30 protein-coding genes are annotated in these 24,418 nt (G+C 59.1%); 19 read left to right on the top strand and 11 right to left on the bottom strand.

What is annotated here, in order from left to right:
• The first annotated feature begins 4 nt into the window (after window positions 1-4).
• Together pcp and C4J85_RS17770 are read left to right on the top strand one after the other, a co-directional pair.
• Entirely contained in the window at window positions 5-634 is a 630-nt protein-coding gene (gene pcp / locus C4J85_RS17775; protein WP_124410360.1) for a pyroglutamyl-peptidase I, read from the top strand.
• Window positions 635-699: 65 nt separating this feature from the next.
• A complete protein-coding gene (locus C4J85_RS17770) occupies window positions 700-1,146 on the top strand; it encodes an anti-virulence regulator CigR family protein (RefSeq protein WP_124410359.1) in 447 nt (148 codons plus the stop codon).
• Window positions 1,147-1,158: 12 nt separating this feature from the next.
• Here the strand turns inward: C4J85_RS17770 and C4J85_RS17765 are convergent, their stop codons facing one another.
• Genes C4J85_RS17765 through C4J85_RS17755 form a run of 3 tightly spaced genes read right to left on the bottom strand, consistent with a single transcriptional unit; the run spans window position 1,159 to window position 3,530 of the window.
• The gene (locus C4J85_RS17765; RefSeq protein ID WP_124410358.1) at window positions 1,159-2,559 is read right to left on the bottom strand and encodes a heavy metal sensor histidine kinase; all 1,401 of its coding nucleotides are present in this window, start codon (window positions 2,557-2,559) and stop codon (window positions 1,159-1,161) included.
• Window positions 2,556-3,227 carry a heavy metal response regulator transcription factor gene (locus C4J85_RS17760; RefSeq protein WP_124367657.1) on the bottom strand — a complete coding sequence of 224 codons (672 nt, stop codon included), beginning with the start codon at window positions 3,225-3,227 and terminating at the stop codon, window positions 2,556-2,558. The genes C4J85_RS17765 and C4J85_RS17760 overlap by 4 nt, the downstream gene beginning before the upstream one ends.
• A 42-nt stretch (window positions 3,228-3,269) precedes the next feature.
• The gene (locus C4J85_RS17755; RefSeq protein WP_124367656.1) at window positions 3,270-3,530 is read right to left on the bottom strand and encodes a DUF2790 domain-containing protein; all 261 of its coding nucleotides are present in this window, start codon (window positions 3,528-3,530) and stop codon (window positions 3,270-3,272) included.
• 202 nt (window positions 3,531-3,732) lie between these two features.
• On the opposite strand from C4J85_RS17755, the gene C4J85_RS17750 reads away from it, so the two are divergent.
• Window positions 3,733-4,428, top strand: coding sequence for an HAD family hydrolase (locus C4J85_RS17750; RefSeq protein WP_124410357.1), 696 nt, complete (start codon window positions 3,733-3,735; stop codon window positions 4,426-4,428).
• Here the strand turns inward: C4J85_RS17750 and C4J85_RS17745 are convergent.
• Both C4J85_RS17745 and csrA read right to left on the bottom strand, forming a co-directional pair.
• On the bottom strand, window positions 4,410-4,673 hold the full coding sequence (locus C4J85_RS17745; RefSeq protein WP_124404701.1) for a hypothetical protein: 264 nt from the start codon (window positions 4,671-4,673) through the stop codon (window positions 4,410-4,412). The genes C4J85_RS17750 and C4J85_RS17745 overlap by 19 nt on opposite strands.
• Window positions 4,674-4,878: 205 nt before the next feature.
• A complete protein-coding gene (gene csrA, locus C4J85_RS17740; RefSeq protein WP_003192511.1) occupies window positions 4,879-5,073 on the bottom strand; it encodes a carbon storage regulator CsrA in 195 nt (64 codons plus the stop codon).
• A 260-nt stretch (window positions 5,074-5,333) separates the two neighbouring features.
• Here csrA and C4J85_RS17735 point away from each other — a divergent pair, with 260 nt between their 5' ends.
• Window positions 5,334-5,699 (top strand): SPOR domain-containing protein, encoded by a 366-nt coding sequence (locus tag C4J85_RS17735; RefSeq protein WP_124368997.1) that lies wholly within the window; start codon window positions 5,334-5,336, stop codon window positions 5,697-5,699.
• A gap of 31 nt (window positions 5,700-5,730) precedes the next feature.
• Here the strand turns inward: C4J85_RS17735 and C4J85_RS17730 are convergent, their stop codons facing one another.
• From C4J85_RS17730 to C4J85_RS17720, 3 genes are all read right to left on the bottom strand, one after another.
• Complete coding sequence (locus tag C4J85_RS17730) at window positions 5,731-6,420, bottom strand: endonuclease (RefSeq protein ID WP_124371242.1); 690 nt, start codon at window positions 6,418-6,420, stop codon at window positions 5,731-5,733.
• 4 nt (window positions 6,421-6,424) lie between these two features.
• The gene (locus tag C4J85_RS17725) at window positions 6,425-6,676 is read right to left on the bottom strand and encodes a DUF1654 domain-containing protein (RefSeq protein ID WP_124404699.1); all 252 of its coding nucleotides are present in this window, start codon (window positions 6,674-6,676) and stop codon (window positions 6,425-6,427) included.
• A gap of 165 nt (window positions 6,677-6,841) precedes the next feature.
• Window positions 6,842-7,930, bottom strand: coding sequence for an asparaginase (locus C4J85_RS17720; protein WP_124367653.1), 1,089 nt, complete (start codon window positions 7,928-7,930; stop codon window positions 6,842-6,844).
• 450 nt (window positions 7,931-8,380) lie between these two features.
• Between C4J85_RS17720 and C4J85_RS17715 the strand changes: the two genes are divergently transcribed.
• The 7 genes from C4J85_RS17715 to C4J85_RS17685 are packed head-to-tail and all read left to right on the top strand — an operon-like array spanning window position 8,381 to window position 15,348.
• Window positions 8,381-9,340, top strand: a complete 960-nt coding sequence (locus C4J85_RS17715) for a sugar ABC transporter substrate-binding protein (protein WP_124359095.1) — start codon at window positions 8,381-8,383, stop codon at window positions 9,338-9,340.
• 57 nt (window positions 9,341-9,397) lie between these two features.
• Window positions 9,398-10,951 (top strand): sugar ABC transporter ATP-binding protein, encoded by a 1,554-nt coding sequence (locus C4J85_RS17710; protein ID WP_124410356.1) that lies wholly within the window; start codon window positions 9,398-9,400, stop codon window positions 10,949-10,951.
• Window positions 10,948-11,925: an ABC transporter permease gene (locus C4J85_RS17705; RefSeq protein ID WP_003174987.1), complete on the top strand. Its 978-nt coding sequence runs from the start codon at window positions 10,948-10,950 to the stop codon at window positions 11,923-11,925. Before C4J85_RS17710 ends, C4J85_RS17705 begins: the two co-directional genes overlap by 4 nt.
• A gap of 3 nt (window positions 11,926-11,928) precedes the next feature.
• Window positions 11,929-12,951: a LacI family DNA-binding transcriptional regulator gene (locus C4J85_RS17700; RefSeq protein WP_124363577.1), complete on the top strand. Its 1,023-nt coding sequence runs from the start codon at window positions 11,929-11,931 to the stop codon at window positions 12,949-12,951.
• Between the two features lie 23 nt (window positions 12,952-12,974).
• Window positions 12,975-13,892 carry a ribokinase gene (gene rbsK / locus C4J85_RS17695; protein ID WP_124367649.1) on the top strand — a complete coding sequence of 306 codons (918 nt, stop codon included), beginning with the start codon at window positions 12,975-12,977 and terminating at the stop codon, window positions 13,890-13,892.
• On the top strand, window positions 13,889-14,293 hold the full coding sequence (rbsD, locus tag C4J85_RS17690) for a D-ribose pyranase (RefSeq protein WP_124410355.1): 405 nt from the start codon (window positions 13,889-13,891) through the stop codon (window positions 14,291-14,293). Before rbsK ends, rbsD begins: the two co-directional genes overlap by 4 nt.
• Window positions 14,294-14,319: 26 nt before the next feature.
• The gene (locus C4J85_RS17685) at window positions 14,320-15,348 is read left to right on the top strand and encodes a nucleoside hydrolase (RefSeq protein ID WP_124367647.1); all 1,029 of its coding nucleotides are present in this window, start codon (window positions 14,320-14,322) and stop codon (window positions 15,346-15,348) included.
• Between the two features lie 33 nt (window positions 15,349-15,381).
• On the opposite strand, the gene C4J85_RS17680 is transcribed toward C4J85_RS17685, so the two are convergent.
• Window positions 15,382-15,588, bottom strand: coding sequence for a hypothetical protein (locus C4J85_RS17680; protein ID WP_124367646.1), 207 nt, complete (start codon window positions 15,586-15,588; stop codon window positions 15,382-15,384).
• 156 nt (window positions 15,589-15,744) lie between these two features.
• Between C4J85_RS17680 and C4J85_RS17675 the strand changes: the two genes are divergently transcribed.
• Together C4J85_RS17675 and C4J85_RS17670 are read left to right on the top strand one after the other, a co-directional pair.
• Window positions 15,745-16,050 (top strand): hypothetical protein, encoded by a 306-nt coding sequence (locus tag C4J85_RS17675; protein WP_124363572.1) that lies wholly within the window; start codon window positions 15,745-15,747, stop codon window positions 16,048-16,050.
• 144 nt (window positions 16,051-16,194) lie between these two features.
• On the top strand, window positions 16,195-16,515 hold the full coding sequence (locus C4J85_RS17670) for an I78 family peptidase inhibitor (protein ID WP_124363571.1): 321 nt from the start codon (window positions 16,195-16,197) through the stop codon (window positions 16,513-16,515).
• Between the two features lie 72 nt (window positions 16,516-16,587).
• Here C4J85_RS17670 and C4J85_RS17665 read toward each other — a convergent pair whose 3' ends face one another.
• Both C4J85_RS17665 and C4J85_RS17660 read right to left on the bottom strand, forming a co-directional pair.
• A complete protein-coding gene (locus C4J85_RS17665; protein WP_003234260.1) occupies window positions 16,588-16,800 on the bottom strand; it encodes a cold-shock protein in 213 nt (70 codons plus the stop codon).
• 289 nt (window positions 16,801-17,089) lie between these two features.
• Window positions 17,090-17,404 carry a hypothetical protein gene (locus tag C4J85_RS17660; RefSeq protein ID WP_124367644.1) on the bottom strand — a complete coding sequence of 105 codons (315 nt, stop codon included), beginning with the start codon at window positions 17,402-17,404 and terminating at the stop codon, window positions 17,090-17,092.
• A 365-nt stretch (window positions 17,405-17,769) separates the two neighbouring features.
• On the opposite strand from C4J85_RS17660, the gene thrS reads away from it, so the two are divergent.
• From thrS to pheT, 6 genes are all read left to right on the top strand, one after another.
• Complete coding sequence (gene thrS, locus C4J85_RS17655) at window positions 17,770-19,692, top strand: threonine--tRNA ligase (RefSeq protein ID WP_124367643.1); 1,923 nt, start codon at window positions 17,770-17,772, stop codon at window positions 19,690-19,692.
• Entirely contained in the window at window positions 19,692-20,243 is a 552-nt protein-coding gene (infC, locus tag C4J85_RS17650) for a translation initiation factor IF-3 (RefSeq protein WP_015884933.1), read from the top strand. Before thrS ends, infC begins: the two co-directional genes overlap by 1 nt.
• Before the next feature lie 60 nt (window positions 20,244-20,303).
• Window positions 20,304-20,498 carry a 50S ribosomal protein L35 gene (gene rpmI, locus C4J85_RS17645; protein ID WP_002553160.1) on the top strand — a complete coding sequence of 65 codons (195 nt, stop codon included), beginning with the start codon at window positions 20,304-20,306 and terminating at the stop codon, window positions 20,496-20,498.
• A 29-nt stretch (window positions 20,499-20,527) separates the two neighbouring features.
• The gene (gene rplT, locus C4J85_RS17640; RefSeq protein ID WP_005789679.1) at window positions 20,528-20,884 is read left to right on the top strand and encodes a 50S ribosomal protein L20; all 357 of its coding nucleotides are present in this window, start codon (window positions 20,528-20,530) and stop codon (window positions 20,882-20,884) included.
• Window positions 20,885-20,993: 109 nt separating this feature from the next.
• The gene (gene pheS / locus C4J85_RS17635; RefSeq protein WP_124410354.1) at window positions 20,994-22,010 is read left to right on the top strand and encodes a phenylalanine--tRNA ligase subunit alpha; all 1,017 of its coding nucleotides are present in this window, start codon (window positions 20,994-20,996) and stop codon (window positions 22,008-22,010) included.
• Window positions 22,011-22,036: 26 nt separating this feature from the next.
• The gene (pheT, locus tag C4J85_RS17630; RefSeq protein ID WP_124367642.1) at window positions 22,037-24,415 is read left to right on the top strand and encodes a phenylalanine--tRNA ligase subunit beta; all 2,379 of its coding nucleotides are present in this window, start codon (window positions 22,037-22,039) and stop codon (window positions 24,413-24,415) included.
• Window positions 24,416-24,418: the final 3 nt, after the last annotated feature.

Here is a 24,418-nt window from a genome sequence, read left to right as displayed (position 1 = left end):
CAGGATGAACACCTTATTGCTGACAGGCTTCGAGCCTTTCGATCATGACGACGTCAATCCATCCTGGGAAGCGGTGCGCCAGCTGGAGGGCGTGCAACTGAGCGATGACGTGCGGATCGTCGCGCGCCAATTGCCCTGTGCCTTTGCCACTGCTGCCGACACCTTGATGGCGTTGATCGACGAATTACATCCGGTGATGGTCATCGCCACAGGCTTGGGCCCTGGGCGCCTTGACATTTCGATCGAGCGGGTCGCGATCAACGTCAATGATGCACGCATCCCGGATAACCTGGGCGCCCAGCCGATTGATACGGCGGTGGTAGAGGGTGGCCCGGCCGCTTACTTCTCGACATTGCCGATCAAGGGCATGGTCAGGGCGGTGCGAGAAGCGGGTATTGCTGCCTCGGTTTCGCAGACGGCGGGCACGTTCGTGTGTAATCAGGTGTTTTATCGATTGCAGCATGCGCTGGCGGGTTCAGCGGTGCGCAGTGGGTTTATCCATGTGCCGGGCTTGCCTGAGTCGGGTGAGCCGTCGATGGCGCTGCCGATGTTGGTGGAAGGCTTGCGCCTGGCGGTCGCGGCGGCCTGGCAGACTCAGGTGGATATTGTGGAAACAGGTGGGCGGGTAAGCTGATTCAGTACGCGGTGGGCTAAACCTCGACTACAGTTGATCAGGTATCCCCCTGGAAAAACTACATCATGATCAAGTGCCCGAAGTGTGTGTCCGTAGTGTTGTCGCTCGCATTGTTTGCAGGCAGCAGTATCGCCTTGGCTGATCCCGGCAATGGCAAAGGCCAGGGCAATAACAAAGGGAATAACCAGGCGGGGCAGGGCCACGGCAAGCCTGGTGGCAAAGGTTCGGTGGGTAATCACGGCCCCAGCGTTGATCGGGGCAGTGTGCTGAGCCTGGTGGGCGGTAACCGCGATTACTGGAGCCCTGGGCCTGCGTTGCCTCCGGGTATTCAGAAAAATCTGGCGCGCGGCAAACCGCTGCCTCCCGGTATCGCCAAGAAACTCGATGGTCGCCTGGCGGGGCGCCTGCCTCACTACGACGGGTATGAATGGCAGCAAGCCGGCACTGACTTGATTCTGGTAGCCATCGCCACCGGTATCATCTACGAAGTGCTCAACGGGGCTTTTGACTGACCCGGCGGCGCCTCACGCTTCCCGGGCGGGGAAAAACAACTCGAAACGCGTGACGCCGTCTTCACTGCTGACGCCATACCGCCCGTTGTGCAATTGCATGATGGTTGCCACAATCGACAGCCCCAGTCCATTGGACTGGGAGGATCGCTCGCGGGATTCATCCACCCGGTAAAACCGTTCGAACAACCGCGGTAGATGCTCGGCGGGAATGGTTTCACCGTGGTTACTGACCCTCAGGTTGACGCCCTCGTCATGTGCAATGGCCTGGATGCTCAGCGCCGAGCCCGGCGAACCATACTTGATGGCGTTGGCGCACAGGTTGGCCAGGGCACGCCGCAGGAGCATCGGCTCCGCCCAGATCACACCTTCGCCCTCGACCACGATGTGCATGCCTGCGTCAGCGGCCAACCCTTCGAAATAATCCGCGATGCGTTCCACTTCATCTGCAGCGTCCAGTGCCTGGCGTTGGCGCAACGCGCTGGCGGGGTCGGTGCGCGCCAGAAACAGCATGTTGTCGAGCATCCGCGCTAGGCGCTCGAGTTCTTCGACATTGGAGGCCAACAGCTGCTGGTAGCTTTCGATACTGCGCTGCTGTTGCAGGGCAACCTGGGTTTCGCCGAGCAGATTATTGATCGGCGTGCGCAGTTCATGCGCCATATCGGTGGACACCTGGCCCAATTGCACAAAGCCTTTGGACAAGCGCTCAAGCATGGTGTTGAACGACTCGATCATCGGCAGCAATTCTTTGGGTGCGCCCTGGCCGTCGAGGCGCTCGGCCAGGTTGCCGACGCCGATCCCTCGCGCGTGCCGGGCGAGGCGGCGCAAGGGCAGCAAGCCGCGATGCACCAGCAGGTAACCGGCCAACGCCAGGACGATCGCAGCGATGCTCGCCAGGATATAAACGCTCAACCGATAGCTGGCGAGTACGGCGGTGCGCTCGGTCATCAGGCGGCCGCTGGTGACTTGCAGGCTGCCCAGGTCACCCGAGTCGATGGTCGCGGCCACGGTTGAAAAAGGAATGCCGTTAAGCCCCGGCAAATGCTGCACATCGCTCAGCGCCAGTACGTGATCCTTGGGCACCGGTTTGACCGAAGGCAACTCGATATTCGCCGGGTTCACCAACAGCAACGGTTGTTGGCCGGGGGCGCCGATGCTCAATACGGATTCGCGGTTGCCCAGCATGTTCTGGAACAACTCGGGCTTTGTCTGGATCAGGCCCAGGGTATTGCTGTCGTTGAGCAGGTTGCGCAGTTGATCCACCCGGGATATCAGCGCGGTGTCGTCGCGGCGCACCAACTCGCGCTCCAGCTCACGGTAAAGTGCTACGCCCAAGGTGGCCAGCAAGGCAAAAGCGAGCAAGGCGAAGATCAGCGCCAGGCGCAGGGTCAGCGAGTAGTGGCGAGCGCGGCTCATGGCTGGGTATCGAAGCGGTAGCCGATGCCCCGCACGCTGTGGATCAACTTGAGCTGGAACGGGTCATCGATTTTCAAGCGCAGGCGCCGCACGGCCACGTCGACCACATTGGTGTCACTGTCAAAATTCATGTCCCATACCCGCGAGGCAATCAGCGAGCGTGACAGCACCTGGTCCTGATGAGTGGCGAACAGATGCAGCAGGGCGAACTCTTTATTGGTCAGGGTAATGCGCGTGCCGGCGCGGGTGACGCGGCGCTTGAGCACGTCGATTTGCAGGTCGGCGATGTGCAGGTGTTCTTCTTCTCGCGTCGGGCCGCGTCGGGTCAGGGTGCGCAGGCGTGCGACCAGCTCGGCGAAGGAGAAGGGCTTGATCAGGTAGTCGTCGGCGCCCAGCTCCAGGCCTTTGATGCGGTCGGCGATGTCATCGCGGGCGGTGAGAAACAGTACCGGCGTGTCGGCTTCCTTGCGCAAGCGGCGCAGTACTTCCCAGCCATCCATCTTCGGCATCATCACGTCGAGCACTATCACGTCGAACGGGGTTTCCAGGGCCTGGTGCAATCCGTCCACGCCATCGCGGGCCAGGCTCACGCTGTAGCCCAGCTCCTGCAGGCCATTGAGCAGGTAATTGCCGGCCTTGGGTTCGTCTTCGACTACGAGGATGTTCATGGGAAAAGCCCTGGTTCGATGGGTTGCGCAAGTTTAGCCTGATCAATTGTCACTGGCGCAACCGGTGCCCTGCACGCGGTAGTCCAGCACATGCTCACGATCCTGGTGGTCCAGGTAGCGCAGTTGTGCCGGGACGATACCGCATTGGCCGTAGGAGTCGGTACTGGACAAAACCTTGGCGACATCCAGGTGGACGAAGAAGCCGGTCTGATCATGGATCACGGGCGCGGTTGAAGCGGTGTCGGCAGCGAATACCGAGCCGGTGGCGAGCAAGGCAGCAAAGGCGAGGGCAAAGCGTTTCATGGCGAGATCTCTGTTTAAAGTGGCTGCCGGGGTTGGCAGTGAATTCACAGTAACCAGGCGACCCGAACAGCTAACCAACAGGATGATGACAAGTTCGTCATTCAAGGTTTAACGCTGGCGCCTCGCAGCGTTTACAAGTGCCGAGGTGAACCGTAGATTGCGTGGGGTCGATCATTGCTTGAACCCATGGAGAAGCCGCGTAGTGTCCAGTCGAAATCCAGCCGTATTCAGTCAGCGTTACCGTGCCTTCCTGTTCGATATGGACGGCACCCTGCTCAATTCCATCGCCGCTGCCGAGCGTGTATGGAGCCGCTGGGCTGAACGCCATGGGCTAGATGTGCAGGCTTTCCTGACGACCATCCATGGCGCCCGCGCGATTGATACGATCATGCGCCAGGCGTTGCCGGGTGTGGACCCCGAGGCGGAGGCGGCGTGGATTACCGAAGCTGAATTGAACGACGTCGAGGGTGTCGTGGCGCTTGCCGGCGCGGTCGCGTTCCTGAACCGCTTGCCGGCTGATCAGTGGGCACTGGTCACGTCTGCGCCCAAGGCACTGGCGTTGCGCCGAATGCAAGCGGCGGGTATTTCCATGCCGGCGGTAATGGTGACGGCCGAAGATGTCGCCAGCGGCAAGCCGGATCCTGCGTGTTACGTGCTTGGCGCCCAGCGCCTGGGCGTGCCGGTGCAAGAGTGCCTAGTGTTCGAGGATGCGACAGTAGGCATTCGAGCAGCAGAAGCGGCGGGAGCGGACGTGATGGTCGTGACCTCGACGCACCTGGCGCCCATGGCGACTGAACATGCCTGTATCGAGGGATATGAGGGGTTGCAAGTCGTGCGAGAAGCGGATGGCCTGCTGACGCTGCGAGAAAAGATAGACAGTCAGCGTGCGGTTTTTTGATGGGCGCGATGCGCCTCGCGCTGGCATAGCTTACGCAAAATAGTCTTCTGAATCGGCTTGAGACAGAACGCAAACAGGTAGGCACACAAGAGTAAGGCGAGGTCCAGCCAGGAATGATCTGCGGCGTCGACGGCCGCCTCGGCTTCCAATCGCAGGCCATACCCGAGCGCCAGAAAGACCAGCCCTATCAGCAAGGTGATCGTCCAGGACAGGGTAACCATGGGCTGTGTAACGGTTGGCCTCATCGACGTGCTCCTGAAATGCACTCGGACCGCAGGATGACGTGGGATTTGGCTGCAAATGATGCAACAAGTTCCGGGGAGCATGGCAGTTTCATCTTGCAGCGCAGGCCGATGTACGAGGCGCACAGCTCGGGTAGAAAAAGAACGGGTCAATCAGGGTTTTCGCCAGCCGTTACGGTGAAGCAAAAGGCTGGCTACTGGAGGTGCTTCAAGGCGTCTGGTTTTTGTCCGGCGCAGTGAGGCCGGCCTGGATGCGCTGATAAATTTCCTCGCGGTGCACGGCGACATCCTTGGGGGCGTTGATGCCGATTCGTACTTGCTGGCCGCTAACGCCCAGGATGGTGATCGTAATGTCATCACCGATGTTTATGCTTTCACCAACTTTGCGGGTGAGTATAAGCATGGACTTCTCCTTGATTACTTTTAAGGACACATGTTCAGACAGGGCAGGTGTCGGATGTGCGTAGCTTACTGCGAAGCGCTTCCCTGTGACTGCCTCTTTTAGGACGCATAGAGGCGACATTAATTCCCATGGCGGCATCATACAGGTCGCGATACATCATTCGCATTGTTTAAGCCAATGTTTATGACGGCCAGAATAGACAGTGAATGGTAAAGTCGCCTCTTTATCTTCAAAGGAGCAGGGCAGTGCGTAAAGTAGCGATGGCAATTGCGGTGTTGGCGTTGGCCGGATGCGGCGAAGGTAAACCTGTCGATGCGCCCAAGGCCAAGCCTGTCGTGACCCAAAGCCAGCCACAAACCGGTGCGATTGCCGCTCAAGAATGGGATGTATGGGTGGGCCCGCCGGATCACAAGCTGCAGGCGATCACGGACCTGACCGCCTGGTTGCTGGAGCATGGTTTCAATTTTTATATCGTCAAGGTCGACGGCAAGGATCAGGTCCTGCTGGGCCCGTTTGCGAGCAAGGCCGAGGCTGAGGCCAAGCAGACCCTGCTCAACGAAAAGATGGCGCGGGCCAAGAAAAACGACACCGTGTCAGAGGTCATCGAACACAAGGTCACCCAGTAACAAGCCGGGTGGGCGGGTTTTGCGCCCACTTTCAGCCACAGGCCTTCAGGTTCACCGGGCCGACGAACTCATTGCCACGGCCCATCACACAGCCCACCGTCTGGTTGCGCTGGCGCTCCCAGGCTTGCACCGGGTAGGTCTTGTTCCAGGCTTCATACAGCTGGCGATCCTGTTTCGACAGGCGCAGGCCGTATTGCTTGCTCATATAAAAATAGGTGCGCGCGATCATTCCGCGGATGGACGGACGCGGCATGACCTTCTTGGCCTTGAAGTCCACTTGCGTCAGGCATGAGCCGTATTGCCCGCTTTGCACCGGCAGCCAGCCGAAGCTGAAGTTGTTGCGGTCGCCATTCACCTCGCCGATGCTCGGCACCAGGTTATGCAGGTCCGCTTCGGCGCGCTTGAACACGTCGTCATGGCGCGTGCAGTTTTTACGCCCGCCATTTTGCCAGCACTGACGTTGATGGCCGATCTGCCAGGCGGGCACGATGTGTTCCCACTCGATGCGTGCGGCGCGGTTGGCGTTCTTGCGCGGGATGTAGCCACAGGCTTTCAGGTCTATACGGTTACCGGTGTATTTGCAGCCGCAGTAGAACTCGGTGGACTGCGGAGCGTAGAGTTTCCAGGCGATTTTTTTGGCTTCACTGAAAGTGCGGGGGGCTTGGGCGTTGGCGGTGACAGCAAACAACAGGCAGCACACAGCAAAAAAACGGACACTCATTCAATCAATCTTCCTTCGGCACAACCCAGAAAATCTGCACGCCGCCGTCATCCCTGTAGGCGAGGGTGACGTTGTCGTTTTCCGCAATCTCTTCAAGCAAGCGCGCCCATTCGTCTTCGGGCTCATCCGGCAGGCGGAAGATCAGCGCCGCCTTGGCCTTCTGCGCGTTGGTCGAATTGATGATTTTTTGGACGCGAATAGCCAGGCGCTGGTAGGCATCTGGCGGTGCGGGTGCTGCGGAGGAGGGCTTTGCCACGGAGTATTCCTTAGTAAGCTGTACGCACATACAGTATTTAACTGTAGGTAATTTCGCAACTGCTTAAATTCAAAGAACTCCGTCTGACAGCGAATTTGGAAATTTGCTGTGATTTTTTGCGAGGAACTGTAGGAGCGAACTCGCTCCTACAGATAAAGCCTGGAATCAATACTCCCAGAACATCCGTTGCAGCTCTTTGCTGTCCTGGGTCTTGGTCAGGGCGACCATCGCGAGAATGCGTGCTTTCTGCGGGTTCAGGTCAAGGGCGGCGACCCAGTCGTATTTGTCGTCTGGTTGCTCGGCGTTACGCAGCACCATGCCGCCGGCGTTGACGTGGGAAGAGCGAATGATCTGCACGCCTTGCTTGCGCAATTCCACCAGCGCGGGAACGACCTTGGACGAGACCGAACCATTGCCGGTGCCGGCATGGATGATCGCCTTGGCGCCCGCTTGGGCCAGAGCCTTGTAGGCAGTGTCGCTCACGTTGCCGTAGCCGTAGGCAATTTCGACGTCGGGCAGGCTCTTGATGGTCTTGATGTCGAATTCCGAATCCATGGTGTGACGCTTGGCCGGCAGGCGGAACCAGTAGGATTTGCCTTCAACGACCATGCCCAGCGGGCCCCATGGGCTCTTGAAAGCCTCGGTCTTGATATTGATCATCTTGCTCACGTCGCGACCCGACTGGATCTCGTCGTTCATGGTCACCAGCACGCCTTTGCCCCGTGCGTCCTTGCTGCCCGCGACGGCAACGGCGTTGTACAGGTTGAGCATGCCGTCTGCCGACATGGCGGTACCAGGGCGCATGGAGCCGACCACCACGATAGGCTTGTCGGTTTTTTCAACCAGGTTGAGGAAGTAGGCAGTTTCTTCAAGGGTGTCGGTACCGTGGGTGATCACGATGCCATCCACATCCTTGTCGTCAGCCAATTCGGCGACGCGGCGACCCAGTTGCAGCAGGTTGTCGTTGTTGATGCTTTCCGAAGCAATTTGCATCACTTGTTCGCCGCGTACATTGGCGATCTGGCTAAGCTCAGGAACACCCGCGATCAATTGTTCGATGCCGACTTTGGCGGCCTGGTAAGTGGCGCTGTTGGCCGCACTGGCGCCAGCCCCGGCGATGGTGCCGCCAGTGGCGAGGATCACCACGTTGGAAAGCTTGGTCTTGGTGTCGACTTCTTTTGCCTGAGCGGCAACCGGGAACAGCAGCAGGAGGGCCAGCGCCCCAGGAACAAAGGTCTTCAATGCAGATTTCATTATTTTTCTCTCTGGTTTTTGATGAGTGCGGTAGCAGGTTCATCCAGAACACCCGGGCGACTCTGAACGCCTCGAGGTGCTGAGAAAGAGCAGGATTTGTACCAAGCCAATCATGCTCGGAGCGATAAAATAAGCTATTGATTTAAAACGATTTAAATGGGATTTTCAGTCTGGGCTGACGCGACGCCGTCCGGCTTTCCGAACGGAAGGCGCTTCGCTGTTCGGTTGTCCGAAAGCCAGCTCGGGTTGGCGCAGGTTATGTATGAGATCGTCGTTGCGCCTGTCGTTTCAACCAACGGGAAAAGGGCAGGGTGGGTTCAGGATGAAAGGTGAACGACTGCCGTTGACAAATCTCGACAAGGTTCTCATAGTTCTGCCAACGCAAACGTTTGCGAGATGTTTCTTCGGCGCGAGCGTTGCTCACAATAATCATAAGATCGGAGTACACCCATGAAGCTGCCATTTGCAGGACGTCTTCTCGCTGTCGCTGTGCTTGCCGCCGCATCCGCTGCCCTGCCTCTCTCTTCTGCTTTCGCTGATGACGCCGCCGCCAAACCCAAGGTTGGCCTGGTGATGAAGTCCCTTGCCAACGAATTTTTCGTGACCATGCAGGAGGGCGCCAAGGATTACCAGAAATCCCACGCCGCCGACTTCGACATGATCACCAACGGCATCAAGAACGAAACCGACACCAGCGCGCAGATCGATATCGTCAACCAGATGATTCTGGCCAAGGTCAACGCCATTGTCATTGCACCCGCCGACTCCAAAGCGCTGGTCACCGTGCTGAAGAAAGCCTCGGATGCCGGCATCAAGGTGGTCAACATCGACAACCGTCTGGACCCGGACGTGCTGAAAAGCAAAAAACTCGATATTCCCTTCGTCGGCCCGGACAACCGCAAAGGCTCCAAGCTGGTGGGTGACTACCTGGCCAAGCAACTGGCCGCAGGCGACAAGGTCGGTATCATCGAAGGCGTACCGACCACCACCAACGCCCAGCAGCGCACCGCAGGCTTCAAGGATGCGATGGATGCTGCAGGCATGAAGATCGTCTCCACCCAATCCGGTAACTGGGAAATCGACCAAGGCCAGAAAGTCGCATCGGCGATGCTGAGCGAATACCCGGACCTCAAGGCACTGCTGGCCGGTAACGACAACATGGCCCTGGGCGCAGTCTCCGCCGTACGTGCGGCAGGCAAGGCCGGTAAAGTGCTGGTAGTGGGCTATGACAACATCGAAGCCATCAAGCCGATGCTGCAGGACGGTCGCGTACTGGCGACCGCCGACCAGGCCGCTGCCCAGCAAGCTGTGTTCGGCATCCAGAACGCGCTCAAGCTGGTCAAGGGCGAGAAGGTCGACGCCACCGACGGCGTGATCGAAACCCCGGTCGAACTCGTCCTCAAGAAGTAATCCCGGCAGTAGCCAACAGCGCCCGCTCGTCCTGAGCGGGCGCCTGGAGATTTTCCTATGTCATCTTCCGCCCCGAACGCTGTCCTCTCGGTCAGCGGTATCGGTAAGACCTATGCCCAACCGGTTCTGTCCGACATCACGCTCACGCTCAATCGCGGTGAAGTGCTGGCGCTGACCGGTGAAAACGGCGCTGGCAAAAGCACCTTGTCGAAGATCATCGGCGGGTTGGTCACGCCAACCACCGGGAACATGCAGTTCAATGGCCAGGCCTATCAACCCGGCAGCCGCACCCAGGCCGAAGCGCTGGGTGTGCGCATGGTCATGCAGGAACTCAACCTGCTGCCAACGCTGACGGTGGCTGAAAACCTGTTCCTGCATAACCTGCCCAGCCGTGGTGGCTGGATCAGCCGCAAACAGCTGCGCAAAGCCGCGACCGAAGCCATGGCCCAGGTCGGCCTGGACGCCATCGACCCGGACACGCTGGTCGGCAGCCTGGGCATTGGCCATCAACAAATGGTCGAGATTGCCCGCAACCTGATCGGCGACTGCCACGTACTGATTCTCGACGAACCTACGGCGATGCTCACTGCCCGTGAAGTCGAGATGCTGTTCGAACAAATCACCCGCCTGCAGGCCCGAGGCGTGGCGATTATTTATATTTCGCACCGGCTGGAAGAGTTGGCCCGTGTGGCCCAGCGAATTGCGGTATTGCGCGATGGCAAGCTGGTGTGTATCGAGCCAATGGCCAATTACAACAGCGAACAATTGGTGACGCTGATGGTGGGGCGCGAGTTGGGCGAGCATATCGACCTGGGCCCGCGCACCATCGGCGGACCGGCCCTGACGGTCACAGGCCTGACGCGCTCGGACAAGGTCCGTGACGTGTCGTTCCAGGTGCGCGCGGGTGAAATCTACGGTATTTCCGGCCTGATCGGCGCCGGTCGTACCGAGTTGCTGCGCCTGATTTTCGGCGCCGACCCGGCCGACAGCGGCACCGTGGCGCTGGGGCCGCAGGCCAATGTAGTGAGCATTCGCTCCCCAGTCGATGCGGTCGGTCATGGCATTGCCCTGATCACCGAAGACCGCAAGGGTGAAGGCCTGCTGCTGACCCAGTCGATCAGCGCCAACATCGCCCTGGGCAACATGCCGGAAATCTCCGCTGGGGGGCTGGTGAACAGCCGCGATGAAACCGCCCTGGCCAAGCGCCAGATCGACGCCATGCGTATCCGCAGTTCCAGCCCGGCGCAGTTGGTTTCCGAACTGTCGGGCGGTAACCAGCAGAAGGTGGTGATTGGCCGCTGGCTGGAGCGTGATTGTTCGGTGATGCTGTTCGATGAGCCCACCCGAGGTATCGACGTGGGTGCCAAGTTCGACATTTACGCCTTGCTCGGCGAGTTGACGCGCCAGGGCAAAGCGCTGGTCGTGGTCTCCAGTGACCTGCGCGAGCTGATGCTGATCTGTGACCGCATCGGCGTATTGTCCGCCGGGCGCCTGATCGAGACTTTCGAACGCGACAGCTGGACCCAGGACGAATTGCTCGCCGCCGCCTTTGCCGGCTATCAGAAACGTGATGCGCTGCTCAACGATGCAGCGCCTAGGAATACCCCATGAAAACAACCACTTCCCCCGGTAAGACTGGCGGCAACTTCTACGGCCTGGGCACCTACCTGGGGCTGGCAGGTGCGTTGCTGGCAATGATTGCGCTGTTCTCGGTGCTCAGCGATCACTTCCTGTCCTACGACACATTCAGCACCCTGGCCAACCAGATTCCAGACCTGATGGTACTGGCGGTGGGCATGACCTTCATCCTGATCATCGGTGGCATCGACCTGTCGGTGGGCTCGGTACTGGCGTTGGCGGCGTCGGCGGTCAGCGTGGCGATTCTGAGCTGGGGCTGGAGCGTATTGCCGGCCGCCGTGCTGGGCATGGGCTGCGCCGCATTGGCCGGCACACTCACCGGTTCCATCACCGTGGCCTGGCGGATCCCTTCCTTTATCGTGTCCCTCGGCGTGCTGGAGATGGCCCGGGGCGTGGCGTACCAGATGACCGGCTCGCGCACCGCTTATATCGGTGACTCGTTTGCCTGGCTGTCCAACCCGATTGCGTTCGGGATCTCGCCGTCGTTCATCATTGCGTTGCTGGTGATCATCGCCGCCCAGTTGGTGCTGACCCGCACCGTGTTTGGTCGCTACCTGATCGGTATCGGCACCAACGAAGAGGCGGTGCGCCTGGCCGGCATCAACCCCAAACCCTACAAGATCCTGGTGTTCAGCCTGATGGGCCTGCTGGCCGGTGTGGCCGCGCTGTTCCAGATCTCGCGCCTGGAAGCGGCGGATCCGAATGCCGGCTCGGGCCTGGAACTGCAAGTGATCGCTGCTGTGGTGATCGGCGGTACCAGCCTGATGGGCGGGCGCGGTTCGGTCATCAGCACCTTTTTTGGTGTGCTGATTATTTCGGTATTGGCTGCGGGCCTGGCACAGATCGGCGCGACAGAACCGACCAAACGCATCATTACCGGTGCGGTGATCGTGATCGCCGTGGTCCTTGATACTTACCGCAGCCAGCGCGCCAGTCGGCGGGGCTGAACCATGGCAACGATCAAGGATGTGGCAGCGCTGGCGGGGATTTCCTACACCACGGTGTCCCATGTGGTGAACAAGACGCGCCCGGTCAGCGAGCCGGTGCGCATCAAGGTCGAGGCGGCGATCAAGCAGTTGGACTACGTGCCGAGTGCGGTCGCGCGCTCACTCAAGGCCAAGACCACTGCGACAATCGGGCTGCTGGTGCCCAACAGCCTCAACCCGTATTTCGCCGAACTGGCCCGGGGCATTGAGGACTACTGCGAGCGCAACGGCTACTGCGTGATCCTCTGCAACTCCGACGACAACGCCGAAAAGCAGCGCAGCTATTTGCGCGTGCTGCTGGAGAAGCGCGTCGACGGCTTGATCGTGACCTCGGTGGGCGGCGATGACAGTGGCCTCGCCGCTGGCTTGAGTGCGGTGCGCACGCCCATGGTGATAGTCGACCGGGCACTGGACGGTATCGACGTCGACCTGGTGCGCATCGATCATGAAGAAGGGGCTTATCTGGCGACCCGGCACTTGCTTGAATTGGGCCATCGCGACATCGCCTGCATCGCCGGCCCGGCCCATACTCGCGTGGCGCAAATGCGTCTGGCAGGGTATCGGCGTGCGCTGCGCGAAGCTGGGGTTGAAATAGCGGCTGAGCGCATCCGGGAAAGTGATTTTACCAGCACCGGTGGTTATGCCGCCGCTGTGCAATTGCTTGCGCAGCAACCCCCCAGTGCGATATTTGCCTGTAACGACATGATCGGTTTCGGCGTGCTGCGCGCTGCGGCAGAGCAGAATATCCGCGTGCCGGGCGAGCTGTCGGTGATTGGTTTCGATGACATTCAAATGGGCCGGTATGTTTATCCGGCGCTGACCACGGTCGGGCAGTCGATCCTGCAACTGGGCGAGACAGCGGCTGAATTATTATTGCGACGTATAGCGACACCCCAACGCCCGATCGATCAACGCATCGTGACGCCGAGTATTGTCTTGCGTGAGTCGACGGCGCCGTTGGCCGGTGTGTTCGCCCAATACCGCTGAACTGAATTGATGAGTACTGATGTATGCCAGCAAAAGTAGTGGTAGTAGGCAGCTTGAACATGGACCTGGTCACCCGCGCCAGTCGCTTGCCGCGTGCCGGTGAAACACTGATCGGCCAGACATTTTCTACCGTACCCGGTGGCAAGGGCGCCAACCAGGCCGTAGCCTTGGCGCGCCTGGGGGCGGATGTGGCAATGATCGGTTGCGTCGGTACCGATGCCTACGGCGGCCAACTGCGTGATGCGCTGGTGATCGAAGGCATCGATTGTCAGGCCGTCAGCACCGTGGAAGGCTCCAGTGGTGTCGCGCTGATCGTGGTGGATGACAGCAGCCAGAACGCGATTGTGATTGTGGCGGGCAGTAACGGTCAGTTGACGCCGGACTCGATGACGGCCTGCGATGCGGTGTTGCAGGCCGCCGACGTGATCATCTGCCAGCTTGAAGTACCGATGGAAACCGTCGGGCATACGCTCAAGCGCGGCCGCGAGCTGGGCAAGACGGTGATCCTCAATCCGGCGCCCGCCAGTGGGCCCTTGCCGGCTGCGTGGTATGCCTCGATTGACTACCTGATCCCCAACGAAAGTGAAGCCAGCGCCTTGAGCGGCGTGACGGTCGATTCGCTCGACAGCGCCAAGCTTGCCGCTACCGCGTTGATCAAGGCTGGCGCCGCCAAAGTCATCATCACCCTGGGCGCCCAGGGTGCACTGTTTGCCGATGGCAACAGCTTCGAACACTTGGTCGCGCCCAAGGTCACGGCGGTGGACACCACGGCTGCCGGCGATACCTTTGTAGGTGGCTTTGCTGCGGCATTGGCCGCAGGCAAGAGCGAAGCCGAGGCAATCCGGTTTGGCCAGGTTGCGGCAGCGTTGTCGGTGACCCGTGCCGGCGCCCAACCTTCTATTCCTACCCTGCACGACGTACAAGGTTTTGTGCCCTCATGAAAAAGACCCCTCTGCTCAATATCGCCCTGTCGCGCGTGATCGCGTCACTGGGGCACGGCGACATCCTGGTCATCGGTGATGCCGGCCTGCCGGTGCCACCTGGCGTCGAGGTGATCGACCTGGCGCTGACCCAGGGCATCCCGGATTTCATCAGCACCCTGCGCGTTGTGCTCAGCGAAATGCAGGTGGAAAGCCACGTGCTGGCTGAAGAAATCCTGCTCAAGCAGCCGCCGGCGCTGACCGAGCTCAATGCGCTGACCGAACAGGCTGCGCTGGGCGAACGACGCCTGCTCAGCCATGACGCGTTCAAGCAACTGAGTGGCAAGGCGCGCGCCGTGGTGCGCACCGGCGAATGTCAACCGTACTGCAATATCGCGCTGGTCTCCGGCGTAACCTTCTAGAGTCCCCCTACGACAAGGAGTGTTTTATGCAACGTGGTCTTCCATCCCTGAAAAACCTGTTTCGGAGTGTTCTGCTTTTGTCCGCACTCACAGCTGCAAGCGCCCAGGCGGCAGAAAAAATCGACCTGATCATCGATACCGACCCAGGTGCCGATGACGTGGTTGCCTTGCTGTTCGCCATGGCGTCGCCGGAAGAGCTGAGCATCCGCGCGCTGACGACCGTGGCCGGCAATGTGCGCCTGGACAAAACCTCGCGCAATGCGCGCCTGGCGCGCGAGTGGGCAGGGCGCGAGGACATCCCGGTATACGCGGGGGCTCCGGCACCGCTGCTGCGCAAGCCGATCTATGCCGAGAATATCCATGGCAAGGAAGGGATTTCCGGTGTCACCGTGCACGAGCCGAAACAAGGCCTGGCTGACGGCAACGCCGTGGATTACCTGATCAAGACCCTGACGGCCGCCAAGCCCCACAGCATCACTATTGCCATGCTCGGCCCGCAGACCAACCTGGCCCTGGCATTGACCCAGGCACCAGAAATCACCCAGGGCATCAAGGAAGTGGTAGTGATGGGCGGTGCGCACTTCAATGGCGGCAATATCACGCCGGTGGCCGAGTTCAACCTGTTCGCCGACCCGGTGGCCGCCGAGATCGTGCTTAAAAGCGGCGTGAAGTTGACCTATCTGCCGTTGGACGTGACCCATAAGGTGCTGACCAGCGAGGCTCGCCTGAAGAAAATTGCCGACCTGAACAACAACGCAAGCAAGGTTGTGAGCAATATTCTTAACGAGTACGTCAAAGGCGATATGGAACACTACGGCATTCCTGGCGGGCCGGTGCATGACGCCACGGTGGTCGCCTACCTGCTCAAGCCGTCGCTGTTCAGCGGTCGCCAGGTCAATGTGGTTGTCGACAGCCGGGAAGGCCCGACCTTCGGCCAGACCATTGTCGATTGGTACGATGGGCTGAAGCAGGACAAGAATGCGTTCTGGGTCGAAAACGGCGACGCCCAGGGCTTCTTCGATCTGTTGACCGAGCGCCTGGCGCGTTTGAAGTAAACCCCTTACCGGTCGGCGTTCGCCGGCCGGTTCTTATGCGCGCTCGGGTGCGCCCATGTGGTCGGCCGGGTATTTCTCGAATACCTGGCTGATGAATGCTTGCGCGCCCTTGGTGCCGAGTTCCTTGACCAGCAGGTCGATACCGATGATCGCCAATTCCTCCGGACTCCCGGGGCTGTAGGAGCTTTGCCCTTGGGGCCATTTGGCTTTGATATCGGCTTGGAGCGTTACGGTGGTCATGGGAAATCTCGCGGGCTGTAGGTACTGGGCAATGCGCTGGCGTGTGGCTGCAGCGGGCGCAGTTAACCATTTTGCGCGCAAGTTGGCACTGCTACTTAGGCATGAGGAAGGGGGTGTGCGACACTGTCCGCCTGTTTATTGGCCGGGAAACACTGCGTGCAGATCGATTTGAATAACCCCGAGAGTCTTACGCTGGTCGCTGTGCGCCAACTGCTGGCCAGCGCCAGTGACGATGAGCACACCCAGCTGCGGGTCAGCAAGGCGGGTATTGCCTACATTTCTTCAGGCGTGGTCGGGGGCGCTGATATAGGTGGTTTGCTGTTTCGCCTGGAGACCTGGGCAAAGGGTTCCGGTTATGTGGGTAACGTGGCCGCGAACGACGAAGTCTGGGTGATGCAGATTTTCAACGCGCTCAAGCAGAATTGGCCAACGCCGTCATCTGACTACATCGATATCTACTGAACATATTCATATCTAGTCACGATTGACGGGGCGCTTGCCGGGCGTGACTCAGGCAGACTTGCGCGTCAGACGTTAACGTCTTGAAACCAATCTGCTCACTCGCTGTCGCACGATCTCTGTCCATTTTTAATCATAGGAGGCTTCATGCCTTGGAAGCTCGCATCATTCGGTACTTTGTTGGCAGCGCTCGCGTTGGCGGGTTGCAGCACCCCGGGTGCCTCTGAGCCAGGCAAAGATGCCACCGTGACCGATGCTGGTCATAGCCGCTGTGAGTCGAAGGCTGCCGAGTTCACGATCGGCCAGAAAGCCTCGCCTCAACTGCTGGAGCAGGCGCGTACGCGTGCCGGTGCGCAGAACGCACGCATCCTCAAACCCAACGACATGATCACGCTGGAGTATCGCTCCGACCGCCTGAACCTGAACACCGACGATAACCTGGTGATCACGCGGGTCAATTGCGGCTGATAGCCTCTGGCTTTTGCAGCATCCATAAAAAACCCCGTCACATGGACGGGGTTTTTTTAGCTCAGCGGAGAATTACTCGCCGCGAACTTGTGCAGCTTGCATACCCTTTTGGCCTTTCTCAGCCACGAAGGAAACGGTTTGGCCTTCTTTCAGGCTTTTGAAACCGTCGCTTTCGATAGCTTTGAAGTGTACGAACAGGTCGTCACCGCCACCTTGAGGAGTGATGAAGCCGAAGCCTTTTTCATCGTTGAACCATTTAACGGTGCCGGTTTGGCGATTAGACATGGTGTATCTCCAAGAAACATATATTTTCAGTAGTGCTGTGCTGCTCAGGCCAACTGGGCACACAGGGCTATCATAGTCGAAATGTTCGGCTTGGGAGCCCCCCCAAGGCATTGTTTGCTAATCAATCGCGTTGCGTTGAGTGCCTTTTTTGGCTGAAAGCCCCGTTCTACGGGGCTTTGGAGCGAAATATCAGCTGTTAAAAAAAGCCGTAAAAGCTGCGTAATTTGTGAGAAACAGCCGTTTTCAGGCTGTTTTTCCGGCAAAAAAGGCGCTCGCTCAGTGAGCGTTCTTACTTTTTCTTGACCACTTTGCAGGACGAAATAGCCGCGACCGCTTTGTTTTTAAGCTCTGGGCTGGCGTTCTGGTTGGTCATCAATTCTTTGATTTCTGCAGTGCTCAATTCGGCGTTGATCTTGTCGGCGCCACATTCACAATGATCTTTGGCAGTTTTGACGTCCACGTTCTGGCTGGCCGCAGCGCTGCAGTCTTTGACGAAGGCGTCACGGGCGCCTTCCGGCCAGTTCGATGGTGCTGCGGCTTGCGCGCCAAGCGAAAGGAATGCCAGGGAAGCGGCGAGGGCGAGTGTCGAGGTAAAACGCATCATGGGATGCTCCTTTGGGTCGAGGACGAACGGCGATTCTCGGGGTGTTTGAGGCGTGGCGTACAGCTCAAGTTCACTTTTGCGGCCATAAGGCATGGAATTTACTTCTACCGCAGGTCGTGTCGGCGCGATGACCGTTCATCTGTGCTAGCATCCTGGGCTTGGCTTTTTCCAGGTGCGCTCTGTGCCGCCTTGCCAGCTCTTTTTTGTTCACTCCAGTCACTCTGGTTCGATTATCGGTTGGCCGAAAGGCTCCTGCCGCTGTAAGGCAGGCGTTCAGTATTGAGCGGCCTGGTGTTGGATCTTGTACTGGCTCATCCCAACCCACGTGACCTTTGGTAGGGGTCACCACTAGGAGAGGAGGCGCCATGCCAACTATTACTCTACCCGACGGCAGTCAACGTTCGTTCGATCATCCGGTTTCCGTAGCCGAAGTCGCCGCATCCATTGGTGCCGGCCTGGCCAAGGCCACCGTGGCCGGCAAGGTCGATGGCAAGCTGGTTGACGCCAGCGACCTGATCACCGCCGATGCCAGCCTGCAGATCATCACGCCCAAGGATCAAGAGGGGCTGGAGATCATTCGCCACTCTTGCGCGCACCTGATTGGCCACGCGGTCAAGCAGCTGTACCCCACCGCGAAAATGGTGATCGGCCCGGTCATCGACGAAGGCTTCTATTACGACATCGCTTATGAGCGTCCTTTTACACCGGACGACCTGGCGGCGATCGAGCAGCGCATGCACGCGCTGATCGAAAAAGATTACGACGTCATCAAGAAAGTCACCCCGCGTGCCGAAGTGATTGATGTGTTCACTGCCCGTGGCGAAGACTACAAGCTGCGCCTGGTGGAAGACATGCCGGACGAGCAGGCCATGGGCCTGTACTACCACGAAGAATACGTCGACATGTGCCGTGGCCCGCACGTGCCGAACACGCGCTTTCTCAAGTCGTTCAAGCTGACCAAATTGTCCGGCGCCTACTGGCGCGGCGACGCGAAGAACGAGCAGTTGCAGCGGATCTACGGTACCGCCTGGGCTGACAAGAAGCAGCTGGCTGCCTATATCCAGCGTATCGAAGAGGCCGAGAAGCGCGACCATCGCAAGATCGGCAAGCGCCTGAACCTGTTCCATCTCCAGGAAGAAGCGCCGGGCATGGTGTTCTGGCACCCGAACGGCTGGACCCTGTACCAGGTGCTCGAGCAGTACATGCGCAAGGTTCAGCGTGAAAACGGTTACCTCGAGATCAAGACCCCGCAGGTGGTTGATCGCAGCTTGTGGGAGAAATCCGGGCACTGGGCCAACTACGCCGACAATATGTTCACCACCCAGTCGGAAAACCGCGACTACGCCATCAAGCCGATGAACTGCCCGTGCCACGTGCAGGTGTTCAATCAGGGCCTGAAGAGCTACCGCGAGTTGCCGATGCGCCTGGCCGAATTCGGTGCCTGCCACCGTAACGAGCCATCGGGTGCGTTGCACGGCATCATGCGTGTGCGCGGCTTCACCCAGGATGACGCCCATATCTTCTGCACCGAAGAGCAGATGCAGGCTGAATCCGCCGCGTTCATCAAGTTGACCATGGACGTTTACCGCGATTTCGGTTTCACCGAGGTCGAGATGAAGCTGTCCACTCGTCCGGAAAAGCGCGTCGGCTCCGACGAGCTCTGGGATCGCGCCGAAGCTGCACTGGCCGCCGCACTCGACAGCGCGGGCCTTGCGTACGACCTGCAGCCGGGGGAGGGCGCGTTCTACGGTCCGAAGATCGAGTTCTCGCTGAAAGATTGCCTTGGCCGTGTCTGGCAGTGTGGTACCCTGCAGCTCGATTTTAACCTGCCGATCCGTCTGGGAGCCGAATACGTCTCCGAAGACAACAGCCGTAAACACCCGGTTATGCTGCACCGGGCGATCCTCGGCTCCTTCGAACGGTTCGTCGGGATCCTGATCGAGCACTACGAGGGTGCATTCCCAGCGTGGCTGGCTCCGACTCAGGCAGTGATCATGAATATCACTGATAAACAGGCAGATTTTGCCGCTGAGGTTGAAAAAACACTCAACGAAAGCGGATTTCGTGCCAAGTCCGACTTGAGAAATGAAAAGATCGGCTTTAAAATCCGCGAGCATACTTTGCTCAAGGTTCCCTATCTTTTGGTTATCGGAGATCGGGAAGTCGAGATGCAGACTGTCGCTGTGCGTACTCGTGAAGGTGCTGACCTGGGCTCGATGCCCGTCGCCCAGTTCGCTGAGTTCCTCGCGCAAGCGGTTTCCCGGCGTGGTCGCCCAGATTCGGAGTAATTATTATTAAGCGTGAAATGAGACAAGATAAACGAGCTGCACCGAAAGCCCCGATCAACGAGAATATCTCGGCACGCGAGGTTCGGTTAATTGGCGCTGATGGCGAGCAGATTGGCATCGTCTCGATTGATGAAGCGCTTCGTATTGCAGAAGAGTCCAAGCTGGACCTGGTGGAAATTTCCGCCGATGCAATCCCACCCGTTTGCCGGGTGATGGACTACGGCAAGTCGATCTTCGAGAAGAAGAAACAGGTTGCCGCAGCGAAGAAGAACCAGAAGCAGATTCAAGTAAAAGAAATCAAGTTTCGTCCAGGGACGGAGGAAGGGGATTACCAGGTAAAACTGCGCAACCTGGTACGTTTCCTGAGTGATGGGGACAGGGCCAAGGTATCCTTGCGATTCCGCGGCCGTGAGATGGCCCACCAGGAGCTGGGGATGGAACTCCTCAAGCGGGTTGAAGCTGACCTGCTCGAGTACGGTTCGGTCGAACAGCATCCTAAGATGGAAGGACGCCAGCTGATCATGGTCATCGCCCCGAAAAAGAAGAAGTAATCAACAGGGCACGGCAGGCCTTCTGATTATGTTTATCAACTGAATGCGGAGTATCCGAACATGCCAAAGATGAAGACTAAAAGTGGTGCTGCTAAGCGGTTTCTGAAAACTGCTAACGGTATCAAGCACAAGCACGCTTTCAAGAGCCACATTCTGACCAAAATGTCGACCAAGCGTAAGCGTCAACTGCGCGGTAGCAGCTTGCTGCATCCGTCTGACGTGGCAAAAGTCGAGCGCATGCTGCGCCTTCGTTAATTTTGGATCAAGAATAGAGGAAGTAACTCATGGCTCGTGTAAAGCGTGGCGTCATTGCCCGTAAACGTCACAAAAAAATTCTGAAACTTGCTAAAGGCTACTACGGCGCGCGTTCACGCGTATTCCGTGTTGCCAAACAAGCGGTAATCAAGGCAGGCCAATACGCCTACCGTGACCGTCGTCAGAAAAAACGTCAGTTCCGCGCCCTGTGGATCGCTCGTATCAATGCTGGTGCACGTGTTAACGGTCTGTCCTACAGCCGTTTCATCGCTGGCCTGAAAAAAGCGTCCATCGAAATCGACCGTAAGGTTCTGGCTGAACTGGCCGTGAACGAAAAAGCGGTGTTTGCTGCGATTGTCGAGAAAGCTAAAGCCTCCTTGGCTTAAGTACCCCCGACAGTCACCCTGGGTTACTCCTGTAGCCCAAGGTGGTAAACGTCATAAATAGGGGAAGAGCCTTCAAGCTCTTCCCCTATTTTGTATCTGGAGTCTGTACATGGAAAACCTGGACGCGCTCGTCGCTCAAGCTCTTGAGGCTGTGCAAAGCGCTGAAGATATCAATGCCCTGGAGCAAATCCGGGTTCACTACCTTGGTAAAAAGGGTGAATTGACTCAGGTGATGAAGACCCTGGGGAATTTGCCGGCTGAAGAGCGCCCGCAGGTCGGTGCGCTGATCAACGTTGCCAAGGAGCGCGTCACCGAGGTTCTCAATGCGCGCAAGGCGTCGCTCGAGGAGGCCGATCTTGCGGCCAAGCTCGCCGCCGAATCCATTGACGTGACCTTGCCTGGCCGTGGCCAGGCCTCGGGCGGTTTGCACCCGATCACCCGGACTCTGGAACGTATCGAACAGTTCTTCACCCACATTGGCTACGGCATTGCCGAAGGCCCTGAGGTCGAAGACGATTATCACAACTTCGAGGCGCTCAACATCCCAGGCCATCACCCGGCCCGGTCGATGCACGACACCTTTTATTTCAACGCGAACATGTTGTTGCGCACCCATACCTCGCCGGTACAGGTCCGCACCATGGAAGCGAACAAGCCGCCGATCCGCATCGTCTGCCCAGGCCGTGTGTACCGGAGCGACTCTGATATTACCCATTCGCCGATGTTCCACCAGGTCGAAGGCCTGCTGGTTGATCGCGATATCAATTTCGCCGACCTCAAAGGCACCATCGAAGAGTTCCTTCGGGTGTTCTTCGAGAAAGAGCTGGCGGTGCGTTTCCGTCCGTCCTTCTTCCCGTTCACCGAGCCGTCCGCTGAAGTCGATATGGAATGCGTGATGTGCAGCGGTAAAGGCTGTCGCGTGTGCAAGCAGACCGGCTGGCTGGAAGTGATGGGCTGCGGCATGGTCCACCCTAACGTGCTGCGCATGTCCGGGATCGACCCGGAAAAGTTTTCGGGCTTTGCCTTCGGCATGGGCGTTGAGCGTCTGGCCATGCTGCGTTACGGCGTGAACGACTTGCGTCTGTTCTTCGACAACGACTTGCGGTTCCTCGCGCAATTTCGCTAGTCGTAACGAATCTTTAGGAGAGCAGGATGAAATTCAGTGAACAATGGCTGCGTGGCTGGGTAAGCCCGCAGGTAGATCGCGACGCGCTGGTTGCGCGTCTGTCGATGGCCGGTCTTGAGGTCGATAGCGTTACCCCGGCCGCCGGTGTATTCAGCGGCGTGGTGGTGGGCGAGGTGCTGAGCACCGAGCAGCACCCGGATGCCGACAAATTGCGGGTGTGCCAGGTCAGCAATGGCGCCGAAACCTTCCAGGTCGTGTGCGGAGCGCCCAATGTGCGCCCGGGCCTGAAGATTCCGTTCGCCATGATCGGTGCCGAACTGCCGGGCGACTTCAAGATCAAGAAGGCCAAGCTGCGCGGCGTCGAGTCCAACGGCATGCTGTGCTCCCAGGCCGAGCTGCAGGTAGGCGAGGGTAACGACGGCTTGATGGAACTGCCGGGCGACGCGCCAGTGGGCCAGGACATCCGTGTTTACCTGGAGCTGGAAGACGCCAGCATCGAGGTCGACCTGACCCCGAACCGTGGCGATTGCCTGTCCCTGGCCGGTCTGGCCCGTGAAGTGGGCGCGCTTTACAACGTGCCTGTTACCCGCCCGGTGGTTGCCAGCGTGCCTGCCGTGCACGACGACGTGCGCTCGATTGAAGTGCTGGCGCCAAACGCCTGCCCACGTTACCTGGGCCGTGTGGTCCGTAACGTCGACCTGTCCAGGCCGACTCCGCTGTGGATGGTCGAGCGCCTGCGCCGCGCTGACGTGCGCAGCATCGATGCGGCCGTCGATATCACCAATTATGTGATGCTGGAGCTGGGCCAGCCGCTGCACGCGTTTGACCTCGCCGAAATCAATGGCGGCATCCGCGTGCGCATGGCAGAGGAAGGCGAGAAGCTGGTACTGCTCGACGGCCAGGAAGTCAGCCTGCGCGCCGACACATTGGTCATCGCCGACCACTCCCGTGCCTTGGCGATTGCCGGCGTAATGGGTGGCGAGCACAGCGGCGTATCGGCGACCACTCGCGACGTTTTCCTTGAAAGCGCGTTCTTCGACCAGATCGCCATCGCCGGCAAGGCCCGCTCATACGGCCTGCACACCGATGCGTCGCACCGCTATGAGCGTGGCGTGGACTGGAAACTGGCCCGTGAAGCCATGGAGCGCGCCACTGGCCTGCTGCTGGAAATCACCGGTGGCGAAGCCGGCCCGATCACCGAGACTGTCAGCGAACAGTACCTGCCGTCCGTTGCGCCAATCACGCTGCGCGCCAAAAGCGTTGAGCAAATGCTCGGCCTGGTGATCGAGCCAGCCGAAATTGAGCAACTGCTATCGGCCCTCGGCCTCGCCATTTCTGCGGGTGGGGAAGGGCAGTGGCACGTTGAAGTGCCAAGCCATCGCTTCGATATCAGCCTGGAAGTCGACCTGATCGAGGAACTGGCCCGCCTGTACGGCTACAACCGCCTGCCGGTTCGTTACCCGCAAGCGCGTCTGGCCCCGCAGCCGAAAGCTGAAGCCCGTGCACATCTGCCGGAACTGCGTCGCCTGCTGGTTGCCCGTGGTTATCAGGAAGCGGTGACTTACAGCTTCATCGATCCAAAGCAGTTCGAGCTGTTCAATCCAGGTGTCGAGCCGCTGTTGCTGGCCAACCCCATTTCCAACGATATGGCGGCCATGCGTTCGTCACTGTGGCCAGGGTTGATCAAGGCGTTGTCCCACAACCTGAACCGTCAGCAAGATCGCGTGCGCATGTTCGAAAGCGGCCTGCGCTTTGTCGGTCAGCTCGATGGCTTGAAGCAAGAGCCGATGCTGGCGGGTGTGGTCTGCGGTAGCCGCCTGCCGGAAGGTTGGGCACAAGGCCGCGATGCCGTGGACTTCTTTGACGTCAAGGCTGACGTGGAAGCGGTACTGGGCTTTGCCGGTGCGCTGGACGCCTTCACGTTCCTGCCAGGCAAACACCCTGCACTGCACCCAGGCCAGACGGCGCGTATCGAGCGCGAAGGTCGTTTGGTCGGCTTCGTCGGTGCCATTCACCCGGAACTGTCGAAAACCCTAGGGCTGGACCGACCAGTCTTCGTTTTCGAGCTGGTGCTGGCTGAAGTGGCTTCGGGCAAAATGCCTAAATTCAGCGAGCTTTCACGCTTCCCTGAAGTGCGCCGCGACCTGGCCCTGATTGCCGATCGTGAAGTCGCCGCCACTGCCGTTCTGGATGTAATCCGTGAAAATGCAGGGGAATGGCTGACAGACCTCAGGCTATTTGACGTCTATCAGGGTAAAGGCATTGATCCGCATAGAAAAAGCCTTGCGGTTGGCTTGACCTGGCAGCATCCATCGCGCACTCTTAATGACGATGAGGTGAATACCACGACACAAAATATCCTCACCTCGCTCGAACAAAGGTTGAACGCCACGTTAAGGAAGTGACGT

Source organism: Pseudomonas sp. R4-34-07 (genome assembly GCF_003852375.1).
In the GTDB taxonomy this organism is placed as follows: Bacteria; Pseudomonadota; Gammaproteobacteria; order Pseudomonadales; family Pseudomonadaceae; genus Aquipseudomonas.
Note: the sequence above shows the minus strand (reverse complement) of the source record. Positions and strands in the feature narration are given on the sequence as shown.